Origin of the sequence: Halomonas sp. ND22Bw (genome assembly GCF_003011945.1) — a bacterium.
Classification (GTDB): domain Bacteria; phylum Pseudomonadota; class Gammaproteobacteria; order Pseudomonadales; family Halomonadaceae; genus Halomonas; species Halomonas halophila.
In genome coordinates this window covers 300,820-325,044 of the sequence record NZ_PXWD01000001.1, presented here as the reverse complement: position 1 = coordinate 325,044, position 24,225 = coordinate 300,820, and the positions used below count along the sequence as shown (strand labels likewise).

The 24,225-nt window shown below is 65.2% G+C and carries 28 protein-coding genes, 1 tRNA gene and 2 pseudogenes; 22 read left to right on the top strand and 9 right to left on the bottom strand.

The features are described 5' to 3' along the window. The first annotated feature begins 3 nt into the window (after nucleotides 1-3). Genes CVH10_RS01530 through CVH10_RS01515 form a run of 4 tightly spaced genes read left to right on the top strand, consistent with a single transcriptional unit; the run spans nucleotide 4 to nucleotide 3,225 of the window. Nucleotides 4-1,053 carry a baseplate J/gp47 family protein gene (locus CVH10_RS01530; RefSeq protein ID WP_106487618.1) on the top strand — a complete coding sequence of 350 codons (1,050 nt, stop codon included), beginning with the start codon at nucleotides 4-6 and terminating at the stop codon, nucleotides 1,051-1,053. Further along, nucleotides 1,044-1,637, top strand: coding sequence for a YmfQ family protein (locus CVH10_RS01525; protein WP_106487617.1), 594 nt, complete (start codon nucleotides 1,044-1,046; stop codon nucleotides 1,635-1,637). The genes CVH10_RS01530 and CVH10_RS01525 overlap by 10 nt, the downstream gene beginning before the upstream one ends. Before the next feature lie 3 nt (nucleotides 1,638-1,640). Then, complete coding sequence (locus CVH10_RS26505) at nucleotides 1,641-2,540, top strand: phage tail protein (RefSeq protein ID WP_219924664.1); 900 nt, start codon at nucleotides 1,641-1,643, stop codon at nucleotides 2,538-2,540. A gap of 10 nt (nucleotides 2,541-2,550) precedes the next feature. Then, the gene (locus CVH10_RS01515; protein WP_106487616.1) at nucleotides 2,551-3,225 is read left to right on the top strand and encodes a DUF4376 domain-containing protein; all 675 of its coding nucleotides are present in this window, start codon (nucleotides 2,551-2,553) and stop codon (nucleotides 3,223-3,225) included. Nucleotides 3,226-3,274: 49 nt separating this feature from the next. Here the strand turns inward: CVH10_RS01515 and CVH10_RS01510 are convergent, their stop codons facing one another. Beyond that, nucleotides 3,275-3,847 (bottom strand): hypothetical protein, encoded by a 573-nt coding sequence (locus tag CVH10_RS01510; RefSeq protein ID WP_106487615.1) that lies wholly within the window; start codon nucleotides 3,845-3,847, stop codon nucleotides 3,275-3,277. A gap of 331 nt (nucleotides 3,848-4,178) precedes the next feature. Between CVH10_RS01510 and CVH10_RS01505 the strand changes: the two genes are divergently transcribed. Then, nucleotides 4,179-4,820, top strand: coding sequence for a hypothetical protein (locus CVH10_RS01505; protein WP_106487614.1), 642 nt, complete (start codon nucleotides 4,179-4,181; stop codon nucleotides 4,818-4,820). A gap of 121 nt (nucleotides 4,821-4,941) precedes the next feature. Here the strand turns inward: CVH10_RS01505 and CVH10_RS01500 are convergent, their stop codons facing one another. After that, complete coding sequence (locus CVH10_RS01500) at nucleotides 4,942-5,271, bottom strand: hypothetical protein (protein WP_106487613.1); 330 nt, start codon at nucleotides 5,269-5,271, stop codon at nucleotides 4,942-4,944. A gap of 46 nt (nucleotides 5,272-5,317) precedes the next feature. Beyond that, nucleotides 5,318-5,902 carry a hypothetical protein gene (locus tag CVH10_RS25215; protein WP_146142894.1) on the bottom strand — a complete coding sequence of 195 codons (585 nt, stop codon included), beginning with the start codon at nucleotides 5,900-5,902 and terminating at the stop codon, nucleotides 5,318-5,320. A gap of 80 nt (nucleotides 5,903-5,982) precedes the next feature. Here CVH10_RS25215 and CVH10_RS01495 point away from each other — a divergent pair. After that, nucleotides 5,983-6,689, top strand: a pseudogene (locus CVH10_RS01495) (SOS response-associated peptidase). A 464-nt stretch (nucleotides 6,690-7,153) separates the two neighbouring features. Here CVH10_RS01495 and CVH10_RS01485 read toward each other — a convergent pair. The 3 genes and pseudogenes from CVH10_RS01485 to CVH10_RS01475 all read right to left on the bottom strand — a co-directional run bounded on the left by CVH10_RS01485 (nucleotide 7,154) and on the right by CVH10_RS01475 (nucleotide 8,087). Beyond that, nucleotides 7,154-7,375, bottom strand: a complete 222-nt coding sequence (locus CVH10_RS01485; protein WP_106487611.1) for a DUF1654 domain-containing protein — start codon at nucleotides 7,373-7,375, stop codon at nucleotides 7,154-7,156. 260 nt (nucleotides 7,376-7,635) lie between these two features. Next, nucleotides 7,636-7,794: pseudogene (locus tag CVH10_RS01480) on the bottom strand (DUF2188 domain-containing protein); the annotation flags it as partial. 216 nt (nucleotides 7,795-8,010) lie between these two features. Further along, nucleotides 8,011-8,087 (bottom strand) — tRNA-Pro (locus CVH10_RS01475). 186 nt (nucleotides 8,088-8,273) lie between these two features. Here CVH10_RS01475 and CVH10_RS01470 point away from each other — a divergent pair. Together CVH10_RS01470 and CVH10_RS01465 are read left to right on the top strand one after the other, a co-directional pair. Then, nucleotides 8,274-8,636 carry a CidA/LrgA family protein gene (locus CVH10_RS01470; RefSeq protein WP_035595812.1) on the top strand — a complete coding sequence of 121 codons (363 nt, stop codon included), beginning with the start codon at nucleotides 8,274-8,276 and terminating at the stop codon, nucleotides 8,634-8,636. Further along, nucleotides 8,633-9,364, top strand: a complete 732-nt coding sequence (locus CVH10_RS01465) for an LrgB family protein (protein WP_035595814.1) — start codon at nucleotides 8,633-8,635, stop codon at nucleotides 9,362-9,364. The genes CVH10_RS01470 and CVH10_RS01465 overlap by 4 nt, the downstream gene beginning before the upstream one ends. A 45-nt stretch (nucleotides 9,365-9,409) precedes the next feature. Here the strand turns inward: CVH10_RS01465 and CVH10_RS01460 are convergent, their stop codons facing one another. Next, nucleotides 9,410-9,760 carry a hypothetical protein gene (locus tag CVH10_RS01460; protein WP_146142893.1) on the bottom strand — a complete coding sequence of 117 codons (351 nt, stop codon included), beginning with the start codon at nucleotides 9,758-9,760 and terminating at the stop codon, nucleotides 9,410-9,412. Nucleotides 9,761-9,962: 202 nt separating this feature from the next. Here CVH10_RS01460 and CVH10_RS01455 point away from each other — a divergent pair, with 202 nt between their 5' ends. From CVH10_RS01455 to CVH10_RS01440, 4 genes are all read left to right on the top strand, one after another. Beyond that, complete coding sequence (locus tag CVH10_RS01455) at nucleotides 9,963-10,136, top strand: DUF2970 domain-containing protein (RefSeq protein ID WP_081945834.1); 174 nt, start codon at nucleotides 9,963-9,965, stop codon at nucleotides 10,134-10,136. Between the two features lie 129 nt (nucleotides 10,137-10,265). Next, a complete protein-coding gene (coxB, locus tag CVH10_RS01450; protein ID WP_046078785.1) occupies nucleotides 10,266-11,384 on the top strand; it encodes a cytochrome c oxidase subunit II in 1,119 nt (372 codons plus the stop codon). A 62-nt stretch (nucleotides 11,385-11,446) separates the two neighbouring features. Further along, nucleotides 11,447-13,078 (top strand): cytochrome c oxidase subunit I, encoded by a 1,632-nt coding sequence (ctaD, locus tag CVH10_RS01445; RefSeq protein ID WP_106487608.1) that lies wholly within the window; start codon nucleotides 11,447-11,449, stop codon nucleotides 13,076-13,078. Between the two features lie 27 nt (nucleotides 13,079-13,105). Next, nucleotides 13,106-13,969: a cytochrome c oxidase subunit 3 gene (locus tag CVH10_RS01440; RefSeq protein WP_106487607.1), complete on the top strand. Its 864-nt coding sequence runs from the start codon at nucleotides 13,106-13,108 to the stop codon at nucleotides 13,967-13,969. Nucleotides 13,970-14,018: 49 nt separating this feature from the next. Here the strand turns inward: CVH10_RS01440 and CVH10_RS01435 are convergent, their stop codons facing one another. After that, nucleotides 14,019-14,213: a DUF2909 family protein gene (locus CVH10_RS01435; protein ID WP_106487761.1), complete on the bottom strand. Its 195-nt coding sequence runs from the start codon at nucleotides 14,211-14,213 to the stop codon at nucleotides 14,019-14,021. 91 nt (nucleotides 14,214-14,304) lie between these two features. Between CVH10_RS01435 and CVH10_RS01430 the strand changes: the two genes are divergently transcribed. The 3 genes from CVH10_RS01430 (at nucleotide 14,305) to CVH10_RS01420 (ending at nucleotide 16,635) form a co-directional block, all read left to right on the top strand. Then, nucleotides 14,305-14,961, top strand: a complete 657-nt coding sequence (locus CVH10_RS01430) for an SURF1 family protein (protein WP_369335698.1) — start codon at nucleotides 14,305-14,307, stop codon at nucleotides 14,959-14,961. 4 nt (nucleotides 14,962-14,965) lie between these two features. Continuing rightward, nucleotides 14,966-15,508 (top strand): hypothetical protein, encoded by a 543-nt coding sequence (locus CVH10_RS01425; protein WP_106487605.1) that lies wholly within the window; start codon nucleotides 14,966-14,968, stop codon nucleotides 15,506-15,508. A 62-nt stretch (nucleotides 15,509-15,570) separates the two neighbouring features. Next, a complete protein-coding gene (locus CVH10_RS01420; protein ID WP_106487604.1) occupies nucleotides 15,571-16,635 on the top strand; it encodes a heme A synthase in 1,065 nt (354 codons plus the stop codon). On the opposite strand, the gene CVH10_RS01415 is transcribed toward CVH10_RS01420, so the two are convergent. Then, on the bottom strand, nucleotides 16,608-18,047 hold the full coding sequence (locus CVH10_RS01415) for a DASS family sodium-coupled anion symporter (protein ID WP_035595830.1): 1,440 nt from the start codon (nucleotides 18,045-18,047) through the stop codon (nucleotides 16,608-16,610). The two genes, CVH10_RS01420 and CVH10_RS01415, sit on opposite strands and share 28 nt — an antisense overlap. Before the next feature lie 97 nt (nucleotides 18,048-18,144). Between CVH10_RS01415 and CVH10_RS01410 the strand changes: the two genes are divergently transcribed. From CVH10_RS01410 to pheS, 7 genes are all read left to right on the top strand, one after another. Further along, nucleotides 18,145-18,612: a DUF2489 domain-containing protein gene (locus tag CVH10_RS01410; RefSeq protein WP_035595832.1), complete on the top strand. Its 468-nt coding sequence runs from the start codon at nucleotides 18,145-18,147 to the stop codon at nucleotides 18,610-18,612. Between the two features lie 263 nt (nucleotides 18,613-18,875). Continuing rightward, on the top strand, nucleotides 18,876-19,691 hold the full coding sequence (locus CVH10_RS01405; protein ID WP_046078745.1) for an OmpA family protein: 816 nt from the start codon (nucleotides 18,876-18,878) through the stop codon (nucleotides 19,689-19,691). A gap of 232 nt (nucleotides 19,692-19,923) precedes the next feature. Continuing rightward, nucleotides 19,924-21,822: a threonine--tRNA ligase gene (gene thrS / locus CVH10_RS01400; protein WP_035595836.1), complete on the top strand. Its 1,899-nt coding sequence runs from the start codon at nucleotides 19,924-19,926 to the stop codon at nucleotides 21,820-21,822. A 34-nt stretch (nucleotides 21,823-21,856) separates the two neighbouring features. Further along, nucleotides 21,857-22,396, top strand: a complete 540-nt coding sequence (gene infC / locus CVH10_RS01395; protein ID WP_081945830.1) for a translation initiation factor IF-3 — start codon at nucleotides 21,857-21,859, stop codon at nucleotides 22,394-22,396. Between the two features lie 86 nt (nucleotides 22,397-22,482). After that, nucleotides 22,483-22,677, top strand: coding sequence for a 50S ribosomal protein L35 (gene rpmI, locus CVH10_RS01390; protein ID WP_035595839.1), 195 nt, complete (start codon nucleotides 22,483-22,485; stop codon nucleotides 22,675-22,677). A 37-nt stretch (nucleotides 22,678-22,714) separates the two neighbouring features. Next, a complete protein-coding gene (rplT, locus tag CVH10_RS01385) occupies nucleotides 22,715-23,068 on the top strand; it encodes a 50S ribosomal protein L20 (RefSeq protein ID WP_016854830.1) in 354 nt (117 codons plus the stop codon). Nucleotides 23,069-23,199: 131 nt separating this feature from the next. Then, complete coding sequence (gene pheS, locus CVH10_RS01380) at nucleotides 23,200-24,219, top strand: phenylalanine--tRNA ligase subunit alpha (RefSeq protein WP_035595842.1); 1,020 nt, start codon at nucleotides 23,200-23,202, stop codon at nucleotides 24,217-24,219. Nucleotides 24,220-24,225: the final 6 nt, after the last annotated feature.

The following is a 24,225-nucleotide window of genomic DNA, read 5'->3' as shown; positions in this document are numbered from 1 at the left end:
TCGATGGCATTCCAGCGGCCGACCCTGGCGCAACTGATCGAACGAACCAACGCCGACGTCGCGAGCCGGCTACCGGCCGGCCGCGGCGCGGTGCTGCGCCGCTCCGCGCTCGGCGTGCTGGCACGGGCCCTGGCGGGGCTGAGTCACCTGCTGCATGGCCACCTGGACTACAACGCCCGTCAGCTGCTGCCGGACACCGCCGACAGCGAGCACCTGCGGCGTCACGCTAGTCTGTGGAAGATCCAGCCCACGCCGGCCACCTACGCCAGCGGCCCGGTCACCCTGACCGGCACCGGCAACGTGGCGGCCAATACCGTCCTGCAGCGCGACGACGGCCGCGAGTACCTGGTCGACGCCGGTGTGGTGCTGAGCGGAAGCGGCGAGGTGACGGTGACCGCCCGGGAGCCCGGGGCAGGCGGCAACGTCGAGGCCGGCCTGGCCATGTCGCTGCTCTCGCCGGTGCCGGGGGTCGACAGCGCCGGCACCGTGGCCGCCGGCGGCATCACCGGCGGTGCCGACCCGGAGAGCGATCCCCGGGTGCTGACGCGGCTGCTCAAGCGCATGCAGGAGCCGCCCCAGGGCGGCTCGGATCCCGACTACGAGCAGTGGGTGCTCGCCGTGCCCGACGTGACCCGGGCCTGGGTATACCGCCGCTGGCAGGGCGCCGGCACCGTCGGCGTGGCGTTCGTCTGCGACGACCTCGACCCGATTATCCCCGACGCCGCCAAGGTGGCCGAGGTGCTGGCTGCCATCGAGGAGGAGCGCCCGGTCACTGCCGAGCCGGTGGTGTTCGCGCCCACGCCGGCGCCGCTGAATCCGACCATCAGCGGGCTATCGCCCAACACGCCCGAGGTGCGCGCGGCGATCGCCGCCGAGCTCGCCGACCTGGTCAAGCGCGAGGCCGAGCCGGGCGGCACCCTGCTGATCTCGCATATCCGTGAGGCCATCAGCGTCGCCGCCGGCGAGAGCGACCACGTCCTCGACTCGCCCACCGCCGACGTCCCCCATCCCGCCGGGACCATCGCCGTCATGGGGGACATCACATGGGCATGAATGCGGACCAGTACCGCGACCAGCTGGCGGCGCTGCTGCCCAGCGGGGTGGCTTGGCCCCGCGAGCTGGGCAGCCGCCTGATGCGCCTGCTGCGCTCGCTCGCCGAGGAGCCCGCGCGGGTCGACAGCCGGGCCGTGGACCTGCTGCGCGAGTCGGATCCGCGACGGGCACTGGAGATGCTGGACGATTGGGAGCGCAACTACGGGCTGCCCGAGGTGTGCAGCGCCGCCGGCGAGCAGACCCTGCAGCAGCGCCGCGATGCCCTGGTCTCGAAGATCGTCACCACCGGGGGGCAGTCGCGCGGCTACTTCATCGGCGTGGCCGAGGCCCTGGGCTACTCGATCACCATCGAGGAATTCCGGCCGTTTCGCGTCGGCATGAGCCGCGTCGGCGATCCGCTGACGAACGGCGATTGGCAATTCACCTGGCGCGTGCGCGCCCCGGCGGTGACCGTGCGGGCCTTCCGTACCGGGCGCAGCGCCGTGGGCGAGCCGCTGCGGCAATGGGGCAATGCCGAGCTCGAGTGCAAGCTCGCGCGCCTGCAGCCCTCTCACACCATCCTGCAATTCGCATACGGGGAGTGACCCATGCACAAGATCGAGGCGCCTGGGGCGACCCAGGACAATCGCTTCACCGAGGGCGACCCCTCGTCCGGGGTGCCGGCGACGGAGCTGAGTGCGTCCTTCATGAATGCCGTCCAGGACGAACTCGCGAACGTGATCCAGGAGGCGGGGCTGACCCTGAAAACGGCGGGCACCGAGACCGGCGATCAGCTGCTGGCGGCGCTCAATGCCATGGGGGTGAACACCGGCCAGTTCCAGGACTACTCGGCCCTCCGCACCTATTCGACCGGAGAAGTGGTGCGCGGCAGCGACGGCCAGTTCTACGAGTTCTATGACCGCGACCAGGCCGGCACCGTCCAGGGCGTCGATCCCACCGACAGCCAGAACCGCCCCCACGTCTGGATGGAGTGGGACGGCGTCAAGCCGGGCACGACCATCGAGTGGCGCAGCGAGACGCTGCCGGAGGGCTACCTGGAGAACGACGGCTGGCAAGGTGCGCCGCGCCAGGATTATCGGCGCATCTTTGCCGCCTTTGGCACGACCCATGGGGCAGGGGATGGAAGCACGACGTTCGGCATGCCTGAAGACCGTGGTGAGTTCAAGCGTGGCTGGGATAACGGCCGTGGTGTGGACCCGGGGCGCTCGTTGGCGGCCCATCAGTGGCATGCCGTTGAGAGGCACATACACGCCCTGCCGACGGGAACGGGCATTGATGGGAGCGGCCATTGGGGGGTAGATGACCAATATTGGCAGCATACCAACTCAGCGGGTGTTAATAACACGCCGTCAACTGGCCAAACCGCCGGAACTTACCACGATGACGATGGAGACGGATCGCCGAGCGGCACCTCGTGGACGCCCGGCAACTACGCCGACGAAACCCGCTCCCGCAACAACGCTGTTATCTACCTGACCAAGATCTGAGGAGGCCGCCGTGCGCATTTACGACATCAACCCCACCGACGGCACCGTGATCGACCCGGCCGGCCGCGAGGCACCCCTCGACCCCATGCGCCGTGAGCCGCGCATCCCTGCCGGCGCGACCGGCATCGAACCGCCGGCCACCGGCGCGAATGAGGCCGGCCGCTGGACCGGCGAGGCCTGGGAAGTGGTGGCCGACTGGCGTGGCCACGTCTATTGGCTCGTTGATGGCAGCCGCCACGAGATCACCGAGCTCGGCGTCGAGCCGCCGGCCGAGGCCTTGGACGAGGCCCCACCCGAACCCCTCGGGGATCTCGCCGCCCGCAAGCGCGCCGAGATCGAAACTGGCCTCTCTGCAGCGCTCTATGCCGGCATGCCGTACACGATGCCGGACGGCACCGACGACGTCGTGCAGACCCGCCCCGAGGACGAGTCTAACCTGCTGGGCCTGGCGATCGAGGCGCGTGACCTGCGCGACGGCGGCGAGACCGGCGCCGTTCAGGAGCTCCGCGCGCAGTCGAACGCCCTCTATGCCATGACGCCCGAGCAGATGATCGCCGTCACCGACGCCGCAAAGGTCTTCAAGAAGCAGCAGCTGGCGCGCAGCTGGATGCGCAAGGACGAGATCAAGGCCGCCCTCGAGGCGGGCGATCGAGAAAGTATAGAAGCAGTTGTCTGGAAAAATTAGGACCAAAGCGGAGGTTAGGCCGGCACTTGTTGTGCCGGCCAAGGAAGGCCTAGAAGTCTTCTATGGGAGCATTCTGGGCTTGATCTTTAAGCCTTTCAAAGGTTTTGCCTGGTAGCGCAAAGCTCACCTCCATCGAAGGGCCATAAACCTCGTCATAATATATAACTAATTCGCTCATCCTGACCCCCTCTGGAGTCTCCATTAGCATGTTCTGAAAGTTTGAGTAATCTTCCCACTGGCGAGCGTAAGAGTTTTCGAAATATATTAAATCAAGGTAGCCATTTGCGAGATTGGTTCCTTCAAACTGTGAAACCTTTTGCTCCATGTCTTGTGGTGTTTGAATGCTTCCTTCTTTCATTTGGCTGACAATGTCAAGTTCGCTCGCCTGACCTGCCATAAATGCTAATGAGAAGTCTCGAGAAATGGCGCCGATAATAGAGGCGTAGGTATCTGGAGTAAAATCTGTTGTCAGAGAGACAGTGTCAAGCTCTTGGTCGTCATTGAAATAAAGGCTAGCGAAGAAGTTGTAGGAGAGGAAGCTGGTCTGTTCCTTGCACAGGGCCAAAGACCCCATGTCAGCGCTACAGTCGTAGAAGCCTTCGCTGCGAGGGAAGCTGTCCATGCTCTCTCCGTAATCCCAGCTCTTGAATAGTCTGACATCAGAGGCTATGGCATAGCCTGAAAACGCTACGGCCGACAGACACAGCAAAGGCTTGGTTATAAGCTTTATGCTCAAAACATTTCTCCCTGGAAACCTAAAGCATTTGGTTCGTTGACTATGTTGCTTGTCTCATCGGCCGACAGGCAATGATCTTGAGCAACTCCAGAAACCTAGGATGGCGATGCCTGCGTGTGTGGACAGAGGTGGGGCTCAACCCTGGTCGTTCGCTAGTCTGGTGGCGGGGCCTCGATGCCTCGCCGTCAGACAAAGGAGAACACGCATGGGAACATGGATGAAGGCCGCCGCCGTGGTGGCTTGCGGCCTGGCGCTCTGCGGCTGCAAGACGCAGATCACCACGCAGGTGAACCTCTCGGACCTGGACGATCCGGAGGCGCTGGAAGCGCCCGGCAAGGTGCGCCTTGAGGTCTCAAGCTGCGCCGACTACCAGGACTCGCGACAGCCGTCCGACTCCCTGGTGAAGGCTCAGGAGATGCTACCGCGGATCTTCCCGGCCGCCGAATACCGGGAATGCTATCGCCAAGAAATGAACAGCTGGGCCGAGTTCGACCTGCCGGTGGCCATCGACCATACCTCGGGGGATGGCCCGACCAGCGAGGACACCATCAACCTGGCATCGTCAGAAGGCTATCCGCTATCGCTCTATGTGCCCGAGGCCCTGAGTCAGCGCCTCGAGGAGGCGAAGCGCTCCAATCCGATGATGGGCAGCCTCGACATGTCGGTGCGGATCGAGGTCAACAACGACACCGAGCAAGCCCGATCCGTCCAAGTGTTTGGTGCCTGGGTCGATGGGGCGCCGTATGTGCTGGGCCAGATCGAGCTCGAACCCGGAGCCGAGCACGCCTTCTACCTCTCCGACGTGAGCATCGATCAAGCAATGAAGCATCAGTATGCGGCGGTGCTGAAGGCGCCGTGAGGAAACCTTGACGCGAGCCCCTTGCGGGCGGGGTTCGTCTCCTCGAGCAGCACGCCCCCGGCCATCCGTGGCCGGGGGCTTTTGCGTTTCGGGGATGGCCTATCAACCAGTGTCACATCAGTCAGCGGAACGGCAGATCACCATAGCCCCATATCACGGTTCCGGTGATGAGAAGCCAGATAGCTAGGCGCTGAAACCAGACTCGGCGAGGATCGTCTTGTGCGCGGCTCAGCCCCATCAGTAGCGAGAGTTCGACTCGCTGCTCTGGTGAGGCCTCGGCAAGCAGGCGGGCTTGCCGAAAGTCCAGCCAGGCAGCGAATAGCACCATCAATGAGCCGGATCGTTGGAACCAGCCGCCGCCGTCGACGAGATGCCAGCTGAAGTAGGCCGATAAGAGGGCAGGGCCGGTGGCAGTGATAACCAGCAGCCAGTCTTTTCGGAATGTGGTCATATGCGTGCTTCCAAGGAGAGGCAGCCCTGTCTTTCTTCAGCTCGCTTCATCGATCACGGCAAAACTTTCTGACTGCCGCATTGAGCATGTCCTCGTAGAAGGCGGCCCCTGTTCTGGCGACACCGACAACATCCGAGGGATCGATCGCTTGATTTTGGTGTGTGGTGGGTGGCTCATAGGTGGTTCCATAGTTGGTCACTGGAATGAGCTTGACCTTGCCAGGTGTAAAAGCAATGTCTAGATGGCCATCGGCTTCATAGGTTGCCGGCCCACCACCAGTGACATCGAGTTTGGTGATGGTGATCGGCCCGCCGGAATTGTTGCTAATGGTTGTACCTCCAGGAAGCCTGTCGGTGATTTCCTCGACGGAGTGCTGATCGGCATTCCTTGCGTGCCGCAAGTAGGTAATCAGGGCGTCCCGGGATCTCATGTTTACGTACTTGCCCCTCCATCCTGCCCAAGCGGGTGACTGCTTGAAGTGTGCCTCTGACTTGTTCCAAACCCTTTCGATGAAATGAAGAAATAGTGCCCAGTGATGCTCGAAGTCATCAAGAGATTCGGCGCTCTCCATGGCTTGAATTTGTTTTTTTGCTCTGTCCAGCTCCTGCTGCGGCTTTCGTGGAAGCTCCATGAAATACTCCTGTCTCAGGCTGAAGTGTTGACCATAGCATTCACTGCATTCTAATCGTGCTCAGGATCCTCTGGCACGCCATGTTGGAGATAATCGCCTATCCTCTCTCCATGTGTGGACGCTTCGCCCTCTATGATATTCCCCGCGTCACGCGGTCGCTGCGGCAGGTTCTTGGCGCTGGTATCGAACCGCCGCCGACGTCGCCGCGCTATAACGTGTGCCCGGGTACCTGTATCACTGCCGCCTGGCGTCTAGATGAGGCCGCGCCTCTGGCGTTCGGCCAGCTGTGGTGGGGCTTCCGGCCGCATTGGGCCACCGGCAAGGCGCCGGAGCCGATCAACGCCAAGTCTGAGGGTGTGCCAGCTCCCGCTACTTTCGCTCGGCGTTCGTCCGGCACCGCTGCCTGATTCCGTCGGACGGCTGGTATGAGTGGCTGGCGCCGGCGTACGGCAAGCAGCCGCACTTCATCACCCGCACCGATCGTCAGCCCCTTTGGCTGGCCGGCATCTGGACTCACCGGGCCGACGGCAATCCCGGCTGCGCCATTCTCACCGAGCCCGCCCGAGGAGCCGCGGCCGAGATCCACGACCGCATGCCGCTGGCGCTCGACGACGCCAGCCTCGAGCCTTGGATCGATCCCCTCCTGACCGATCGCGAGGCGCTGCGTCACACGGTCCGCCACATCGATGGCTCTCTCCTGACGCACTGGCCCGTGAGTCGTCGCGTCAATCGCCCCTGCAACGACGATGCCTCGTTGATAGAGTCGACCGACGGCGCAGCGGGGTGAACGCCTACAGAACGGGGGGCTCAGCTCACTATGCTGAGGGTGTGATGTCAGGCGCTTGCGAGTTCATGGCCGAGCCCGCCGCCAGGGAGGCAAGCCGGCGTCACCATCTTCATTCCACCCTGTGGCGGGCCAAGGATGGCCCATTTGCCTCACAGCGGCAGCCGCCGATGCACCTGCCTTGGGCGCCCGGCCTGGTCCCTGGCCACCCGCCACGCTCCATCCGTCACATCCGTCCCGCGCAAGAGCATGTTCATGGTCGTGCCCGGCTGCCACACGTCTTGGCTCGAGTGATCGCTCAGCCGGATCCGGCCCGACACCAGGTGGCCACGCCAGACGAGGTGATACTCGATCAGGCTGCTGTGAGGTGGGGTGGCTCGCCTGACTCCGGTCCAGCCGTTCCGCTCAAGGCGCTTACGCCACTGGGTGATGCGGAGTAGGGTGGCGTCGTCCATAGTAGCAGCGCGTCACGCCTCGCTAGGCACCCAGCTGACCAGCCAGCCCTCTGGTGTCCTCGTGATGTCGACGTTCGCGTTCTCGTCGATCTCGGAGACGATGCTGTCCCAAGCGTCGAGGTCGTCGCCGTCTTCTGGCTTCAGGTGCACCTGACGGCACTGTCTGCGGTTTGCTCCCTGAATGGCGATCTGGATGCGCTGGGCCAGCTGCTCGTGGCTGGATGGCTGGGGCATGATCGATCTCCGGTAGCTGTACGGATGAACAGTATCGGCAGGAGAGGGCGGTAGGGCAAGTGCGCGGATCTCGCAGCGGGCGCGCGTCCGCCACTGCGGCGGTGGTCGCAGATCAGGTGCGACCGCGATAGAGGGTGGGACAGGTGGAAAGCTGTAAGCGGCTGATTTTTCAGCAAAGGCCCGTAGCGAGCACGGCCGTGAATAATTGAAAAACGGATTCAAAACCCGCCGTGATAATCCCTTCGGCGGGCACAAACGACTTAGTTCTTGTCCCTGGGCGGGTTTGGGTCGCCTCCATGGCTGTCAGGGTTCTGGATGGTCCCGTCTTTACGGTGAGGGATGAACTCGCTTCCTTGGTTACGGCTCACCTGCCGCCCATAGTCTATGGCGTCTGCCTTTCGATCGAAGTGTTTGCTGGCGCGTTCTGCTCCCTTTGGATTGCGACGAAGCTCTCTAAACTAAAAGGAAGATTAGTCCATGTGGATCGCGCACAGCTGTGCAGGAACAAGCCTCGATCGCCTACTGAGCTGTTGTCAGGGGAGGAGAGTTTTCCGAATATTTTCCAGAAGTTTTCCAGACAAAGAAAAACGGCCACCGCTCTGATGAGCTAAGTGGCCGTTTTCTCTAATGTTTGATGGTCGGAGCGACTGGATTCGAACCAGCGACCTTTGCAACCCCATTGCAACGCGCTACCAAGCTGCGCCACGCTCCGACGTTCTCGTTTGGGCTTGTCGCCGTTGGGCGTGTCCCCCGAGAACGAGGCGTATATTACCTCGCTCCCCCGGAAATGAAAAGTCCTTTTTGCGCTTTTTTTCAAAAGGTTGGCTCCCCGCGTGGAGAACTGCCCTCGCGTCCCGCGCTTTGTAGAATAGGGGTGACACGGACAGGGAGAACGACGATGCCGCTGATATTGGGGATGAGCATGCTGCTGGCGTGCCAGATGTTGGGTGAGCTGCTGGCGCGGGGGCTGGCGGTACCGATCCCCGGGCCCGTGCTTGGCATGGTGATCCTGCTGGTGGCCCTGCTGGTGCGTGGCAAGGTGCCCGATAGCCTGCGCACCTCCGGCGAGGGCCTGCTGCGTTACCTGACGCTGCTGTTCGTGCCGGCTGGCGTCGGGGTGATGGTGCACGGGGCGCTGATCGGTCGGGACATCCTGCCGATTCTGCTGACGCTGGTCGTCTCCACCGCACTGACGCTGGGCGTCACGGCCTGGGTGCTGTCGCGCCTCCAGGGGCGGCTCGGCAAGGGAGGTCGCGGATGAACGTCGCGCGTCTGGACCAGCTGTGGGTCTATCTGTCCGGCAATCCGCTGCTGTCGCTGTTGCTGACCCTGGTGGCTTTCGCCCTCGCGGTGAGGATCAACAAGGCGCTGGGTGGCACGCCGCTGTTGCATCCGGTGATGCTGTCGATCGCCCTGCTGATCGGCAGCCTGCTGCTGCTCGACATGGATTACGCCACCTATTTCGAGGGTGCGCAGTTCATCCACTTCCTGCTGGGGCCGGCGACGGTCGCGCTGGCCATCCCGCTTTATGACCATCGCGAGCGCGTCCGTCGCCTGCTGGTGCCGCTGGTGTTGGCCTGTGTGACCGGCATCGTGACCGCGGTCGCCAGCACCCTGGGACTGGCGCTGGTGCTGGGGGCCCGACATGAGACCCTGATGTCGCTCGCGCCGCGGTCGGTGACGTCGCCCATCGCCATGGGCATCGCCGAGCAGATTGGCGGCATACCGTCACTGGCGGCCGGACTGGTGCTGCTGACCGGCGCCATCGGCTGTGCGCTGGGGCCGGTAATCTTCCGCTTGCTGCGTATCCAGGACCCGGCGATACAGGGCTTCGCCATGGGGCTGTCAGCACATGGGTTCGGCACCGCCCAGGCGTTTGCTCGCCTCGGCGCGGTGGCCGGCGCCTTCTCGGGACTGGCGATGGGGATCACCGGGTTGCTGACGGCCTTCCTGCTGCCGCCGCTGGTGCATCTGCTGGGGCTGGGCTGAGCCAAAAGACACGGGCACCGGAGGGGTGCCCGTTCGGCTGGCCGTTCAAATCTCTTCCCACAGGCGCTTGCGGAAGTCCTCGGAGAGTTCGGCGACTTTCTCGAGCCGCTGCCAATGTGTCTGGGCAACGTCCTGCATGAGCCGCTGATAGCACGCCTGCAGCGCCTGGGGATCCGCCTCTTCGCGGTAGCAGCCGGCCATGCGCTCGCCGCTCTCGGCCAGGGCGCGCAGGCACTTGGCCTCGAACTGCATGGCCTCCGCCAGACTCTCCAGCCAGGCGAACTGCATCCGTACCAGGGGTATCGGGCCCTGCATCAGCTGTGGGTTCCACCACTGCAGCATGGCCTCGCTGGCGGGCGGGAACACATGGGGGGTGTCTCCCGTTGACTGGGTCATCTCGAACCTCCCGAATCGCACGGTGACAGGATGGTGCAGCGCGTCCGCGACGGTCGCTGCCGTGTTCGAAGTATAGGCGCTCCTGGCCCGGTCGAGGTTCATGGCCGGGCTTTCCTTTTTCCACTTGATGCGGATCAGGGAGTGCGCATATCGGCGATCCCTGGTCTACGGTCTAGGGACGAGTCGATCGGAGGGCATGTCCATGTGGCGCGTCATCTCATCGGTACTGGCAGCCTTCTTCGGTGTACAGAAGGAGGCGAGGCGCAAGGAAGATTTCTCCCGTGGTGGGGCGGGTCCCTTTATCGTCGCGGGGGTGCTGCTTGCCGCCGTGCTGGTGGTGCTGATCGCCGTGGTGGCGATGCTGGCGGCTCGCTGAGGGATCCCGGCTGCGTTGAAGGGCTCGTTGGTGAACAGGGCGCTGGCCTCGCGGTCAGCGAGCAGCGGGAACCTATACTCGATCCAGGCGTGGTGGATGCACGTCGACGTTCAGGAGGGGGCGATGCGGATGCGCAAGCGGCTCGTTTGGACGATGAGCGGGGCCGTCCTGGTCATGCCGGCCACGGCGGCGTTGGCCAACGGCTGGAACATGCCGGTCGGGGTCACCGATCTGAGCCGTGATATCCACGGTCTGCACATGGCCATCTTCTGGATATGCGTGGTCATCGGCATCGTTGTCTTCGGAGCGCTCTTCTATTCGCTCTTTCGCTATCGCCGCTCCCGCGGCGCCCAACCCGCGCGTTTCCACGAGCACACCACGGTCGAGGTGATCTGGACGGTCGTGCCACTGCTGATCCTGGTGGCGATGGCGGTGCCCGCGACGGCCACGCTCAAGTCGATGTACGACGCCTCCGAGGCCGACATGGAGGTGATGATCACCGGCCAGCAGTGGCGCTGGCGCTACGAATACCGCGACGAGGAGGTCGCCTTCCTCTCCAGCCTGGCGACCCCGCGCGAGCAGATCGCCGGCCAGCAGGCCAAGGGCGAGCACTATCTGCTCGAGGTCGACCGGCCGCTGGTACTGCCGGTCGACCGCAAGGTGCGCCTGCTGCTGACCTCCGATGACGTGATCCATTCCTGGTGGGTCCCGGAACTCGGCGTCAAGCAGGATGCCATCCCGGGCTTCGTCAACGAGAACTGGGTACGCATCAACGAGCCGGGCATCTACCGCGGCCAGTGCGCCGAGCTATGTGGCCGCGACCACGGTTTCATGCCGGTCGTCGTCGAGGCGGTGGAGCCCGAACGTTTCGATGCCTGGCTGGCCGAGCGCCAGGCAGAGGCCGCCGAGGCCGCCATGGGGCTCGATCGGGAGTGGGCCATGGAGGAACTGATGGCGCGCGGCGAGCAGGTCTACGGCACCATCTGCGCGTCCTGTCACCAGCCCGATGGCAGTGGCAACCCACCGGTGTTCCCGGCCCTGGCCGGCAACCAGGCGCTGCTGGACGACCGTGAGCGACACATCGAGACGGTGATCGATGGCATCGCGGGCAGCGCCATGCCGGGCTTTGCCAACACGCTGGATCCGGCGGAGATCGCCGCCGTGATCACCTACGAGCGCAACGCCTGGGGCAACGAGGCCGGCGACAGCGTTCAGCCCTCGGCGATCGCCGAGCGGCTCGCCGACTAGACACGCTGGCGATACTTCTTTCGACGGGCGCGTCCTCGAGGCGCCAACCAGGGGGAACCACGATGGCTTCGCACCTGCCTCCCAAGTCGACCACGCAGCACGGCCAGCCCGCCTCCGCGGGGGTGGCCGCCGAGCCGCACTCGCCGCCAGGGGGGCTCAAGCGCTGGCTGCTGACCACCAACCACAAGGACATCGGCACGCTCTACATGCTGCTGTCGCTGTCGATGTTCTTCATCGGTGGCCTGTTCGCCATGGTCGTCCGCGCCGAGCTGTTCCAGCCGGGGCTGCAATTGGTCGAACCCGAGTTCTTCAACCAGATGACCACCATGCACGGGCTGATCATGATCTTCGGCGCGGTGATGCCGGCCTTTGTCGGGCTGGCCAACTGGATGGTGCCGTTGCAGATCGGCGCACCGGACATGGCGCTGCCACGGCTCAACAACTTCAGCTTCTGGCTGCTGCCGGTGGCCTTCTCGCTGCTGCTGTCGACCTTCTTCATGCCCGGCGGGGCGCCCAACTTCGGCTGGACCTCCTACGCGCCGCTGTCCACCACCTATTCGCCGCCGTCCACCACCTTCTTCATCCTCTCGCTGCACCTGGCGGGCATCAGCTCGATCCTCGGTGCGATCAACATCATCGCCACCATTCTCAATCTGCGAGCGCCGGGCATGCGGCTGATGGACATGTCGCTGTTCGTGTGGACCTGGCTGATCACCGCCTTCCTGCTGATCGCGGTGATGCCGGTGCTGGCCGGGGTCATCACCATGATGCTGCTGGACATCAACTTCGGCACCAGCTTCTTCGATGCCGCCGGCGGTGGCGACCCGGTGCTGTTCCAGCACCTGTTCTGGTTCTTCGGCCATCCGGAGGTCTACATCATGATCCTCCCGGCCTTCGGTATCGTCTCGGTGATCATCCCGACCTTCGCGCGCAAGCCGCTGTTCGGCTACGCCTCCATGGTCTATGCCACGGCCTCCATCGCCATCCTGTCGTTCCTGGTCTGGGCGCACCACATGTTCACGGTGGGCCTGCCGCTGGTGGCCGAGCTGTTCTTCATGTACAGCACCATGCTGATCGCGGTGCCGACCGGGGTGAAGGTCTTCAACTGGGTGACCACGCTGTTCCGCGGCTCGATCACCTTCGAGCCGCCGATGCTGTTCGCCCTGGCCTTCGTGGTGCTGTTCACCATCGGCGGCTTCTCGGGGCTGATGCTGGCGATCTCCCCGGCGGACTTCCAGTATCACGATACCTACTTCGTGGTCGCGCATTTCCACTACGTGCTGGTGCCCGGCGCGGTGTTCGCGATCATGGCCGGCGTCTACTACTGGCTGCCCAAGTGGACCGGCCACTATCCGCACCTGCGGCTGTCCCAGTGGCACTTCTGGCTCTCGGTGATCGGCGTCAACCTGACCTTCTTCCCCATGCATTTCGCCGGGCTGGCCGGGATGCCGAGACGGATCCCCGACTACGCGCTGCAGTTCGCCGACTTCAACATGATCACCAGCATCGGCGCCTTCCTGTTCGGGCTGTCCCAGCTGCTGTTCGTGGTGGTGGTGGTGATGTGCGTGCGTGGCGGAGAGAAGGCACCGGCCTGCGCCTGGGATGGCGCCGAGGACCTGGAATGGACGGTGCCGAGTCCGGCGCCGCTGCACACCTTCGAGACGCCACCCGATTTCGAGCCGCGGCGTCACTGAGCCGGCTCCCGGCGGAGGAGGTCGAACATGAGCGGTGGAAGCTACTACGTGCCCGCGTCGAGCAAGTGGCCGGTGCTGGCGTCGCTGGCACTCGGCGCGATGATGGTCGGCACCGGCACCCTGCTGGTCTTCGGGGTCGCCGGCATGCCGGTGATGGTGGTCGGCCTGCTGGCCGTGCTGGGGGTGATGACGCTGTGGTTCCGTGATGTCATCCACGAGTCGCGCAGCGGGTTATACGACGCTCAGATGGATCGCTCCTTCCGCTGGGGCATGGGCTGGTTCATCTTCTCGGAGGTGATGTTCTTCGCGGCCTTCTTCGGCACGTTGTTCTACGTCCGCACCTTCGCGCTGCCATGGCTGGACGGGGAAGGCGCCAAGGGCGTGGCCGCCCTGCTGTGGCCCGATTTCACCGCCTCCTGGCCGCTGCTCGAGCCCCCCGGCGAGGGCATCGAAGGGCCCCGTGCGGTGCTGTCGCCCTGGCAGTTGCCGCTGGTGAATACCCTGATCCTGGTCGGTTCCAGCATCACCCTGACGGTGGCCCACGAAGCGCTCAAGGAAGGCTATCGCACCACGGCGCGACACTGGCTGGCCGGAACCGTGCTGCTCGGGCTGTGTTTCATCGTCATCCAGGGCGTCGAGTACTACGAGGCCTACGCCCACTACGGTCTCACCCTGCATGCGGGTATCTACGGCGCCACCTTCTTCCTGATGACCGGCTTCCACGGCCTGCACGTGATCATCGGCACCATCATCCTGATCGCCATCCTGGTGCGGGTGTCGCGAGGGCATTTCAGCCGGGACGACCACTTCGGCTTCGAGGCGGCGGCCTGGTACTGGCACTTCGTCGACGTGGTATGGATCGGGCTGTTCACCTTCGTCTATGTGTTCTGAGTGCCTGTGTTTCTGAACGCGTGTGTTCCGAGGGCGTGTCCCGAGCCAGTCAGCCGCCGAGGTGGCCGACATGAAAGCCATAGAAGAGCAGGACCAGCAGCAGCGTCGCCAGCACCACGCGCAGCTTGAGGGAGACGAGGACGCGCCGCGAGCGGCCCCCGTCCTTGATCAGGAACCCGGCGCCGGCGACAAGGCTCGCCACCATGGCCAGGAAAACGAGGGCGATCAGGGTCTTGAATAGCATCTCACACTCCGTGAAAGCGTCCGCCCTCCGGGCCGCCGTACGTGGCAGGGGGCGCCGCCTGGGACTCTGGCTCCTGTGCTGGAGCCTGGTGGTGGCGCTCGGACTGGGACTGGGACTATGGCAGTGGCAGCGGGCCGCCGACAAGCGCGAGCTGCTGGTCCGCCACGAGACGGCACCCGAGCTCGAGAACCCCGCCGCATTGCCGCCGGACGGGGCACGTTTGACCCTGAGCGGCGAGTATCTGGGCGACGAGACGCTGTTTCTCGACAATCGCACTCACGGCAATCGGCTGGGCGTGGCGGCCCTGACGCCGCTGCGCGATGAGAAAGGGCGACTATGGCTGGTGGAGCGTGGCTTCCTGGCCACCGGCCCCCGTCGGGAGACGCCGACGGTGACCACGCCCGAGGGCATGGTGACGGTCGGCGGACGCTGGCAGCTCGCCGGAGACAGCGCGCCGCTGTTCGGTCCCAATCGCGAGGGGCGACGGCTGCAGCGCATGACGCTCTCGGCCTGGCCGTCGCTCCACGAGTTTGCCCATGACGGCTGGCTGCATTTAGAGACGGGCCCCGGGCGGCTCGAATCCTGGTGGACGCCCACGGTACTGCCGCCGGAGCGCCACCAGGCCTATGCCCTGCAGTGGTGGGGGCTGGCCCTGGCCGCGCTGGTGGTGATGTGGCTGGGTGGCCGGCGCCTGATACGCGATGGTCGTTCGTCGTCTGTGGACGTGAAGCCTGATCCCGAGGAGTGAGCCGATGCCCCACGATGCTGCCGTTTCCTCCGTCTCGTCGCGGCTCAAGCTGCTGGCGCTGTTTGCGGTGTTCCTGCTGCCCATGGCCGTGGCCTGGGGCATGGTCGAGTGGCGACTGGGCATTCCCGAGGGCCGTATCGCCCACGGGCAGCTGACCCCGGACCTGCCGGCGCTGGAGGACTGGCCCCTCGCTGAGGTGGCCAAGCAGGGCGAGGATGACTGGGTGCTGGCCTTCGACTGTCCGGCGGATTGCGACGCCCAGGCCGATCGCTGGTGGCGCCTGCACCGGGCGCTGGGGCGCGATGCCCATCGCATCAGCCGGCTGCGTCTCGGCGGCAGTGGCGAGGTGCTGCCGGGGGCAGCGGCGGCCGCCTGGACGGAAGCGGCAGCCTGGCGCTCGCCGGGCCGGTTGTGGGTGTTCGATCCCGACGGTCGCGCGGTGCTGGCCTATGCGCCGGATGTCGAGACGGCACAGGTGCTCGAGGACCTCGAGCTGCTGCTCGAGCGCAATCCGGAGCCGCCCATGGCGAGACTCCATGCGGAGTGAGCGCGAAGGAGGTTCGTAGCGTTGCAGTGAGCGGTGGCGGACAGTGAGCAAGGAGGATGGCGATGCGACTCTCCCAGGCGTCTCCGGCATGGCGAAGCGTGCTGCGGCTCAGCCTGGCCGGTACCGGGCTCTGCGCCCTGGTGGTGCTGGCCGGGGCGGCGACCCGGCTGATGGATGCCGGTCTCGGCTGTCCCGACTGGCCGGGCTGCTATGGCGCGCCGCTGGTGCCCGATCCCGAGCGTGCCCTGGCGCACAGTCCCGAGGTGCCCCTGGAGGTCACCAAGGCCTGGATGGAAATGCTGCATCGCTATCTGGCGGCGGGGCTGATCGCCGTTGCCCTGCTGCTGGCGGCACGCGGTCTGCGCCTGCGCCGCGGCCGTGACGGCTATCCCTGGCGATTGACGCTGGGGCTGCTGGTCGTGCTCGCGGTTCAGGGCGCCTTCGGCGCCTTCACCGTGACCTTCAAGCTGTGGCCCCAGGTGGTGACCCTGCACCTGCTGGGTGGCCTCTCGGTGATGGCGATCTTCCTGTGGCTGCACCTGCGGCTGCGCCGTCTGGCGTTTGGCGCTCCTGCGGTCATGCGACCCCGCCGCCTGACGTCGCTGTGGCGGGTGACGCTGCTGGCACTGGTGCTGCAGCTGGCGCTGGGCGGCTGGACTTCGAGCAATTACGCCGGTATCGCCTGCCAGGGGTTCCCTTCCTGCAATGGTCGCTGGGTCGAGGCGCTGGACTGGGGGGAGGGCTTTCATCTGACCCAGGCGGTGGGGCCCAGCTATCTCTACGGCCAGCTGCACGCCGAGGCGCGCAGCGCCATCCAGGTGGGCCATCGCCTCGGGGCCGCGGCACTGCTGGCCTGCCTGATGGCGCTTGGCTGGCGCTATCGCGGTGAGCGACAGATGCGTCCGTGGCTGGCGCTGGCGGTCGGCACCGGCCTGGCCCAGGCGGCCCTGGGCGTGGCCAACGTGCTGCTGTGGCTGCCGCTGTGGCTGGCGCTGCTGCATACGGCGGGCGCCGTCTGCCTGGTGGCCAGCCTGGCCCTGGCGGCGTGGCGATGGCGCTGGCCGGTGCCGCAGGCGGCGTCGGCCAGCGCTCTTTCGGCCTACCAGAACAGCGTCACCAGCGGATAGGCCAGCAGGCTGACCAGCAGGGTGCCGATCAGGTTGAGGACGAAGCCGGCGCGGATCATCGACTGGATGCGCATGTGGCCGGTGGCGAACACGATGGCGTTGGGTGGCGTGGCCACCGGCATCATGAAGGCGCAGCTCGCGGCGATGGCGGCGGGCACGGTGATCAGCAGCGGCGAGATACCCAGCGACACGGCCAGCGCGCCGAGCAGCGGCAGGAAGGCGGCCGCGGTGGCGGTGTTGGAGGTCACCTCGGTGAGGAAGATGATGACCAGCACCACCACCCCGATCAGGACCAGCAGCGGAAAGGCGCCGAAGATCTCGAGGCGCTGGGCGATCCACTCGGCGAGTCCCGAACGGCTGATGGCGCCGGCCAGGGTCAGGCCGCCGCCGAACAGCAGCAGGATGCCCCAGGGCAGCGACTGGGCCGCGTCCCAGGTCATCAGCCGCTCGCCGCTGGCGTCACCCGAGGGCGCCAGAAACAGCGCGATGCCGGCGGCGATGGCGATGCCGGTGTCCGACAGCCAGTCGAGGCCGGCCTGGTTGAGCAGCGGGCGACACACCCAGGCGAGGGCGGCCAGCAGGAAGATCAGGCCGACGCGACGCTCGGCGGCGCTGGTGCGGCCCAGCTTCGCCAGCTCGCGGCGCACCATGCCGGCGCTGTCTTCCCCGCCCGCCAGATGGAAGCGGCGGCGTGTCAGCCACCACCAGGCGCATGCCATCATCGTCACGCTGACCGGCAGGCCGACCAGCATCCACTGGGCGAAGCCGAGGTCGATGCCGCGGCTGTCGGCCAGATAGCCGGCCAGCAGCGCGTTGGGCGGGGTACCGATCAGGGTGGCGATGCCGCCGATGCTGGCGGAGTAGGCGATGGCCAGCAGCAGGGCGGTCGCGTAGCGGGCGAGCTCGTCGGGGTCGCTGTCGTCCAGCAGGCTGATCACCGACATGCCGATGGGCAGCATCATGATCGCCGTGGCGGTATTGGAGACCCACATGCTGAGAAAGCCGGTGGCCAGCATGAAGCCGCCGATCTGGCGGCGCGGTTCGTGGCCAACCACGCGCAGCACGTGCAATGCGATGCGCCGATGCAGGTTCCAGCGCTGCATGGCGATGCCGAGCAGGAAACCGCCCAGGAACAGATAGATGATCGGGTTGGCGTAGCTCGCGGCGGCCTGCTTGATGTCGCCGAGTCCCAGGGCCGGGATCAGCACCAGCGGCACCAGCGAGGTGGCGGGAATCGGGATCGCCTCGGTCGACCACCAGGTCGCCATCAGCAGCGCCAGCCCGGCGCAGGCCCAGGCGCTCTCGTTCATGCCGCCAGGCGGCGGCAGCGTCAGCGTCATCAACAGCCACAGCGGGCCGAGGATCAGCCCGATGCGGGCCGCGGTGGTGGGGGAGCTTTCCGAATCGCTCATGCCTGGCTCCTTGCCGTGAAGGCCCTGGGGGATTGGGGCCGTGGGGGGCAGAGTATAAAATGCGTGTCCTTACCCTTCGATGTTTCCGGGAGTCTGCATGTCCCTTACTACCGCGCTGATCCTGCTGGGCATTGCCCTGGCCATCGTGGCCGGCCTGGCGGCCTATGCCGTGACGCTGTGGCGCGAGGTGCGCCGCCGCCGGGCCTTCCGCGAGGATGAGCTTCGTCGCGCTCATGAGAACTGCCTGGAGAACCTGGAGCTGGTGGCCGCGGCCCTGCAGCAGAAGCAGGTCGATATCACCGAGGGTGCCTGGCGCTGCAAGACGCTGCTCGACATCCTCGACCCGAGCCTGGTCGAGCGCCCGGAGTTTCGCGCCTTCGGTGAGGTGCATGGTCGTACCCGCCACCTGCATACGCACTCCGCGCGCCAGGCACTGACGCCGAAGGCGCGTTTCCAGGAGGACCGTGAGCGCCTGGCCGTTGAGGACGAGATGCGCGAGGCCGTGCTCGAGGCGGCTGGCGCCGTGCTGCAGTTCCGCCGAGACTGGCCCGGTTCGCTTCACTGACGCGTATCTTGTAGGCGATCGCTGACAACGTATGGTTTGCATCCCGCGGTCAGCTTCGGCAAGCTTGTCATCGCACCGTGAATGGCTCATATGCGGAAGGATGCCAGCGTCATATCACGGTCTCTGCTGGCTGAAACCACATTTTCGTGCTTTCTTAACGATGTAGGCGAACGCTGTTCGCTGCCGCTGGCTATGTACCATCGGACCTCCTGGATGGCGTCCCCACGATGGCCATGCAGATTTGTGTGAAGAAGGAGTCTTACATGAAAAAATCTACGACTGGCTTGCTGCTCGGTTCCGCTCTCGTCGTTGGCCTCTCCGGCTGCGCGAGCTCGGCTTCTCAATCCTCCGGCATGGGCGACAGCGCCTCTTCCGATCGTGCCTGGTACCAGCATCCGGCGGTTTGCGGTCTGGCCGGTGGTCTGATCGGTGGCGGCATCGGCTATGCCTCCTCCAGTGAATCCGACGAGGACACCGGTGCGGCCCTGGGCGGCACTGCCGGCGCCACCATCGGCGCCCTGCTGTGCGCCGAGCCCAACAAGGCGGCCGAGCCGGCACCCCGTGACACCGACGGTGACGGCGTGATCGACGCCAACGATCAGTGCCCGGGCACTCCGGCCGGCGTGGCCGTGGATGCCGTGGGCTGCCCGCTGGACTCCGACGGTGACGGCGTGCCGGACTACCAGGACCAGTGCCCGGGTACCCCGGCCGGTGCCGAAGTCAACGCCCTCGGCTGCGTGGAAGACCTGGTGCTGCGTGACGTCAACTTCGAGTTCGACTCCGCGACCCTGACCATGGGCGCCGAGGGCATCCTCGACGACGTCGCCGACAAGCTGGTGGCCAACGAGAACGTCCGCGTTCGCATCGAAGGTCACACCGACGCCGTGGGCAGTGCAGCCTACAACCAGGACCTGTCCCAGCGCCGTGCGGATTCCGTGGCCGACTACCTGGCATCCCAGGGCGTCGATCGCAACCGCATGCGTACCATCGGCTACGGCGAGTCCCAGCCGGTTGCCTCCAACGAGACCGACGCCGGCCGTGCCGAGAACCGTCGCGTCGAGCTGGGCGAGTGGGAGTGATCTCCGACTGAGCCCTCGCCCCGGCCTGCCGGGGCATCTCGAGAGTGAAAGAGGCGCCTTCGGGCGCCTCTTTTCGTTGGGGCGGCAGGTTTCATTGCGACGGCATGGCCTCGTGCCGGCGCCGTCTGCTAGGCTAGGCGCGCTTTCGTAAGCGCTTCCGACGACCATTCTTCTTCTGGCGGCATGTGATCCCTGGTATGGATCACCACTGCGCACAAGGAAATTCTTCATCATGCCCATCGTGACCCTGCCGGACGGCAGCCAGAGAACCTACGACGAACCGCTCACCGTGATGCAGGTGGCCGAGAGCATCGGCACCGGCCTGGCCAAGGCCTGCGTGGCCGGCCGCATCGACGGCGAGCTGGTGGACGCCGCGGACGTCATCGACCGTGACGCCGAGGTGGCCATCATCACTGCCCGCGACGAGGCCGGCCTGGAGATCATCCGCCACTCCTGCGCCCACCTGATCGGGCATGCGGTAAAGCAGCTCTATCCCGATGCCAAGATGGCGATCGGTCCGGTGATCGACGACGGCTTCTACTATGACGTCGACTTCGGCCGCTCGGCGACTCCCGAGGACCTCGAGGCCATCGAGCAGCGCATGAAGGCGCTGATCGACACCGGCTACGACGTGGTGCGCGAGTACGTCGACCGCGACAAGGCCATGCTGACCTTCCTGCATCGCGACGAGCCCTACAAGCAGGAGATCGTGCGCGAGATTCCCGATGGCGAGACCATTCGTCTCTACCATCACCAGGAATACACCGACATGTGCCGCGGCCCGCACGTGCCGAACACGCGCCACCTCAAGGCCTTCAAGCTCACCAAGCTGGCCGGCGCCTACTGGCGCGGCGACGCCGAACGCCCGATGCTGACCCGCATCTACGGCACCGCCTGGGGCGACAAGAAGCAGCTCAAGGCCTATCTCAAGCGCCTCGAGGAAGCCGAGAAGCGCGATCACCGCAAGCTGGCCAAGAAGATGGATCTTTTCCACCTGCAGGAAGAGGCCCCGGGCATGGTCTTCTGGCACCCCAACGGCTGGACCATGTACCAGGCGCTGGAGCAGTACATGCGCCGGGTACAGATCGAGCACGGCTATCAGGAGATCAAGACGCCCCAGGTGGTCGATCTCTCGCTGTGGAAGGCGTCCGGTCACTGGGGCCACTACAGCGACCTGATGTTCACCACCGAGTCGGAGAAGCGCGAGTACGCGGTCAAGCCGATGAACTGCCCCTGCCACGTGCAGGTGTTCAATCAGGGCCTGAAGAGCTACCGTGATCTGCCGCTGCGCCTGGCCGAGTTCGGCAGCTGTCACCGCAACGAGCCCTCCGGCTCGCTGCACGGCCTGATGCGCGTGCGTGGCTTCACCCAGGACGACGCGCACATCTTCTGCACCGAGGGGCAGATCCAGTCCGAGGCCGAGGCCTTCATCGCGCTGACGCTGCAGGTCTACAAGGAGCTGGGCTTCGAGGACGTCGAGCTCAAGCTCTCGACTCGCCCGGATGACTTCATGGGCGAGGCCGAGCTGTGGGATCGCGCCGAGGCCGGTCTCGAGGCCGCGCTGAACAGCACCGGCCTGGACTGGGAGCTGCAGCCGGGCGAGGGCGCCTTCTACGGGCCCAAGATCGAGTTCTCGCTGCGTGACTGCCTGAACCGCGTCTGGCAGTGTGGCACCCTGCAGCTCGACTTCAACCTGCCGGGTCGCCTGGGCGCCCAGTTCGTCGACGAGCACGGCGAGCGCAAGACGCCGGTCATGCTGCATCGTGCTATCCTGGGCTCCTTCGAGCGCTTCCTCGGCATCCTCATCGAGCACTACGCCGGGGCCATGCCGCTGTGGCTCGCGCCGGAGCAGGCCGTGATCCTCAACATCACCGATTCGCAGCGGGATTTCGTCGAAAATCTCGAACGCCGCTTGCAGAAAATCGGCATGCGCGTCAAGGCGGACTTGAGGAACGAGAAGATCGGCTTTAAAATTCGCGAGCATACGTTGCAGAAGGTCCCCTATCTCCTGGTGGTGGGAGATAAGGAAGTCGAAGCCGATTCCATCGCCGTGCGCACCCGCACCGGCGAGGATCTCGGCACCATGACGGTGGAGACCTTCATCGACAAGGTGCTGGCCGAACGGTTATAACGACATCTTCCAAGACTAAAGTGGAGACGGAACCATCAAGCGAAGCAACCCCAGAGGGCGTCCGCAGGACAAGCGGCCCCCGATGAACGAGCGGATTACCGTAGATGAGGTTCGCCTGATCGACAGCGACGGCGAGCAGCTCGGCGTCATGCCGACTCGCGACGCCCTGGAGCGCGCGGAAGCCGCCGGTATGGACCTGGTCCAGATTTCCAATGCCGATCCGATCGTCTGCAAGATCATGGATTACGGCAAGTTCGTCTTCGAGCAGAAGAAGCAGAAGGCGGCACAGAAGAAGAAGCAGAAGCAGATTCAGGTCAAGGAAGTCAAGTTCCGGCCTGGCACCGACGAGGGCGACTATCAGGTCAAGATGAAGAACCTGACACGTTTCCTCGAAGGTGGCGACAAGGGCAAGGTCACGCTGCGCTTCCGCGGACGCGAGATGGCCCATCAGGACCTCGGTCGTAAACTGATGGAACGGATCGCCGCCGATCTCGAAGATCTCGGCACCGTGGAGTCCTTCCCGAAGATGGAAGGGCGGCAGATGATCATGATCATTGCCCCCAAGAAGAAGTGATCCGACGGCCCGTCAAACGGATGGCCGGCGTCTAGCCGGCCATTGGCCCCGGATTTTCTCAAAAACCTCGAGCGGAGTGTATTCTCATGCCGAAAATCAAGAGCAACAGCGGCGCTGCCAAGCGCTTCAAGAAGACGGCCAACGGCTTCAAGCACAAGCAGTCGTTCCGTAGCCACATCCTGACCAAGAAGTCCACCAAGCGTAAGCGTCAGCTGCGTGGTATGCAGCAGGTCCACGACGCCGACAAGCAGCTCGTGCAGCGCATGCTGCCGAACCTGTAATCCTTGGTAGACCATTTTTAAACGTCAGGAGTAAGCCATGACTCGCGTCAAGCGTGGTGTCGTCGCACGTCGTCGTCACAAGAAGATTCTCAGCCAGGCCAAGGGTTACTACGGTGCCCGTTCACGCGTTTTCCGCGTTGCCAAGCAGGCCGTCATCAAGGCCGGTCAGTACGCCTACCGTGACCGTCGCCAGCGCAAGCGTCAGTTCCGTGCCCTGTGGATCCAGCGTATCAACGCCGGTGCCCGTCAGCACGGTCTGTCCTACAGCCGCTTCGTCGGTGGCCTGAAGAAGGCCGGCATCGAGATCGACCGCAAGGTCCTGGCCGATCTGGCCGTCAACGAAAAGGCTGCCTTTGCCGCTATCGTCGAGAAGGCCAAGGCTGCCCAGTAAGTGATCTCGTGACGGCATGGTGGGCTTCTCGTGAGCGCACCATGCCACGGATCGTCGCAGGGGAAGAGCAGCCGCTCTTCCCCTGTTTTTTTGGCATGTGACCCCCTGATCAAGACATCGGAGCACAACGGATGGACCACCTTCCCACTCTGGTCGCCGAGGCCCGCGACGCCGTTCAGGCCGCCGAGAGCATGGCCGCCCTGGACGAGCTGCGAGTGCGCTACCTCGGCAAGAAGGGCGAGATCACCGCGCTGCTCAAGGGCCTCGGCAAGCTGCCCCCCGAGGAGCGCCCGGCTGCCGGCGAGCGCATCAACGAGGCCAAGCAGGCGCTGTCCCAGGAGATCGATGCTCGCCGCCAGGCCCTGGAGAAGGCCGCACTGGAAGCGCGTCTGGCCGCCGAGCGCCTCGACGTGACCCTGCCCGGCCGCGGCCAGCCCAGCGGCGGCCTGCACCCGGTGACCCGCACCCTGGAGCGCATCGAGGGACTGTTCACCCGCGTCGGCTTCGACGTGGCGGTCGGCCCGGAAATCGAGGACGACTATCACAACTTCGAGGCCCTCAACATTCCCGCCCATCACCCGGCGCGGGGCATGGCCGATACCTTCTATTTCGACGCCACCCGGCTGCTGCGTACCCACACCTCGCCGGTCCAGGTGCGCACCATGAAGGACCAGGAGCCGCCGATCCGCATCGTCTGCCCGGGCCGTGTCTATCGCAGCGACTCGGACCTGACCCACACGCCCATGTTCCACCAGGTGGAAGGGCTGCTGGTCGACGAGGACGTGCGCTTCTCCGACCTCAAGGGCACCGTCGAGGACTTCCTGCACGCCTTCTTCGAGCGTGACGACCTCTCGGTCCGTTTCCGCCCGTCCTACTTCCCGTTCACCGAGCCCTCCGCCGAGGTCGACATCGAGTGCGTGATGTGCAGCGGCGACGGCTGCCGCGTGTGCTCGCACACCGGCTGGCTCGAGGTGATGGGCTGCGGCATGGTGCATCCCGAGGTATTCCGCCACGCCGGCATCGACAGCGAGCGCTACAAGGGCTTCGCCTTCGGCATGGGCGCCGAGCGCCTGGCCATGCTGCGCTACGGCGTCAACGACCTGCGGCTGTTCTTCGACAACGACCTGCGCTTCCTCAAGCAGTTCGCCTGATCGACC

Bases quoted from the DNA above. Each gene is read 5' to 3' on its own strand.
- CVH10_RS01455 (WP_081945834.1), top strand. From the start codon at position 9,963: ATGTGGCGCGTCATCTCATCGGTACTGGCAGCCTTCTTCGGTGTACAG.
- CVH10_RS01420 (WP_106487604.1), top strand. From the start codon at position 15,571: ATGCGACTCTCCCAGGCGTCTCCGGCATGGCGAAGCGTGCTGCGGCTC.
- CVH10_RS01465 (WP_035595814.1), top strand. From the start codon at position 8,633: ATGAACGTCGCGCGTCTGGACCAGCTGTGGGTCTATCTGTCCGGCAAT.
- CVH10_RS01505 (WP_106487614.1), top strand. From the start codon at position 4,179: ATGAAGGCCGCCGCCGTGGTGGCTTGCGGCCTGGCGCTCTGCGGCTGC.
- CVH10_RS01510 (WP_106487615.1), bottom strand. From the start codon at position 3,847: ATGGACAGCTTCCCTCGCAGCGAAGGCTTCTACGACTGTAGCGCTGAC.
- CVH10_RS25215 (WP_146142894.1), bottom strand. From the start codon at position 5,902: ATGGAGCTTCCACGAAAGCCGCAGCAGGAGCTGGACAGAGCAAAAAAA.
- CVH10_RS01440 (WP_106487607.1), top strand. From the start codon at position 13,106: ATGAGCGGTGGAAGCTACTACGTGCCCGCGTCGAGCAAGTGGCCGGTG.
- CVH10_RS01485 (WP_106487611.1), bottom strand. From the start codon at position 7,375: ATGCCCCAGCCATCCAGCCACGAGCAGCTGGCCCAGCGCATCCAGATC.
- CVH10_RS01425 (WP_106487605.1), top strand. From the start codon at position 14,966: ATGCCCCACGATGCTGCCGTTTCCTCCGTCTCGTCGCGGCTCAAGCTG.
- CVH10_RS01410 (WP_035595832.1), top strand. From the start codon at position 18,145: ATGTCCCTTACTACCGCGCTGATCCTGCTGGGCATTGCCCTGGCCATC.
- CVH10_RS01405 (WP_046078745.1), top strand. From the start codon at position 18,876: ATGAAAAAATCTACGACTGGCTTGCTGCTCGGTTCCGCTCTCGTCGTT.
- rpmI (WP_035595839.1), top strand. From the start codon at position 22,483: ATGCCGAAAATCAAGAGCAACAGCGGCGCTGCCAAGCGCTTCAAGAAG.
- CVH10_RS01435 (WP_106487761.1), bottom strand. From the start codon at position 14,213: ATGCTATTCAAGACCCTGATCGCCCTCGTTTTCCTGGCCATGGTGGCG.
- thrS (WP_035595836.1), top strand. From the start codon at position 19,924: ATGCCCATCGTGACCCTGCCGGACGGCAGCCAGAGAACCTACGACGAA.
- CVH10_RS01470 (WP_035595812.1), top strand. From the start codon at position 8,274: ATGCCGCTGATATTGGGGATGAGCATGCTGCTGGCGTGCCAGATGTTG.
- CVH10_RS01460 (WP_146142893.1), bottom strand. From the start codon at position 9,760: ATGACCCAGTCAACGGGAGACACCCCCCATGTGTTCCCGCCCGCCAGC.
- CVH10_RS01525 (WP_106487617.1), top strand. From the start codon at position 1,044: ATGGGCATGAATGCGGACCAGTACCGCGACCAGCTGGCGGCGCTGCTG.
- pheS (WP_035595842.1), top strand. From the start codon at position 23,200: ATGGACCACCTTCCCACTCTGGTCGCCGAGGCCCGCGACGCCGTTCAG.
- rplT (WP_016854830.1), top strand. From the start codon at position 22,715: ATGACTCGCGTCAAGCGTGGTGTCGTCGCACGTCGTCGTCACAAGAAG.
- CVH10_RS01530 (WP_106487618.1), top strand. From the start codon at position 4: ATGGCATTCCAGCGGCCGACCCTGGCGCAACTGATCGAACGAACCAAC.
- CVH10_RS01500 (WP_106487613.1), bottom strand. From the start codon at position 5,271: ATGACCACATTCCGAAAAGACTGGCTGCTGGTTATCACTGCCACCGGC.
- CVH10_RS01415 (WP_035595830.1), bottom strand. From the start codon at position 18,047: ATGAGCGATTCGGAAAGCTCCCCCACCACCGCGGCCCGCATCGGGCTG.
- coxB (WP_046078785.1), top strand. From the start codon at position 10,266: ATGCGCAAGCGGCTCGTTTGGACGATGAGCGGGGCCGTCCTGGTCATG.
- CVH10_RS26505 (WP_219924664.1), top strand. From the start codon at position 1,641: ATGCACAAGATCGAGGCGCCTGGGGCGACCCAGGACAATCGCTTCACC.
- ctaD (WP_106487608.1), top strand. From the start codon at position 11,447: ATGGCTTCGCACCTGCCTCCCAAGTCGACCACGCAGCACGGCCAGCCC.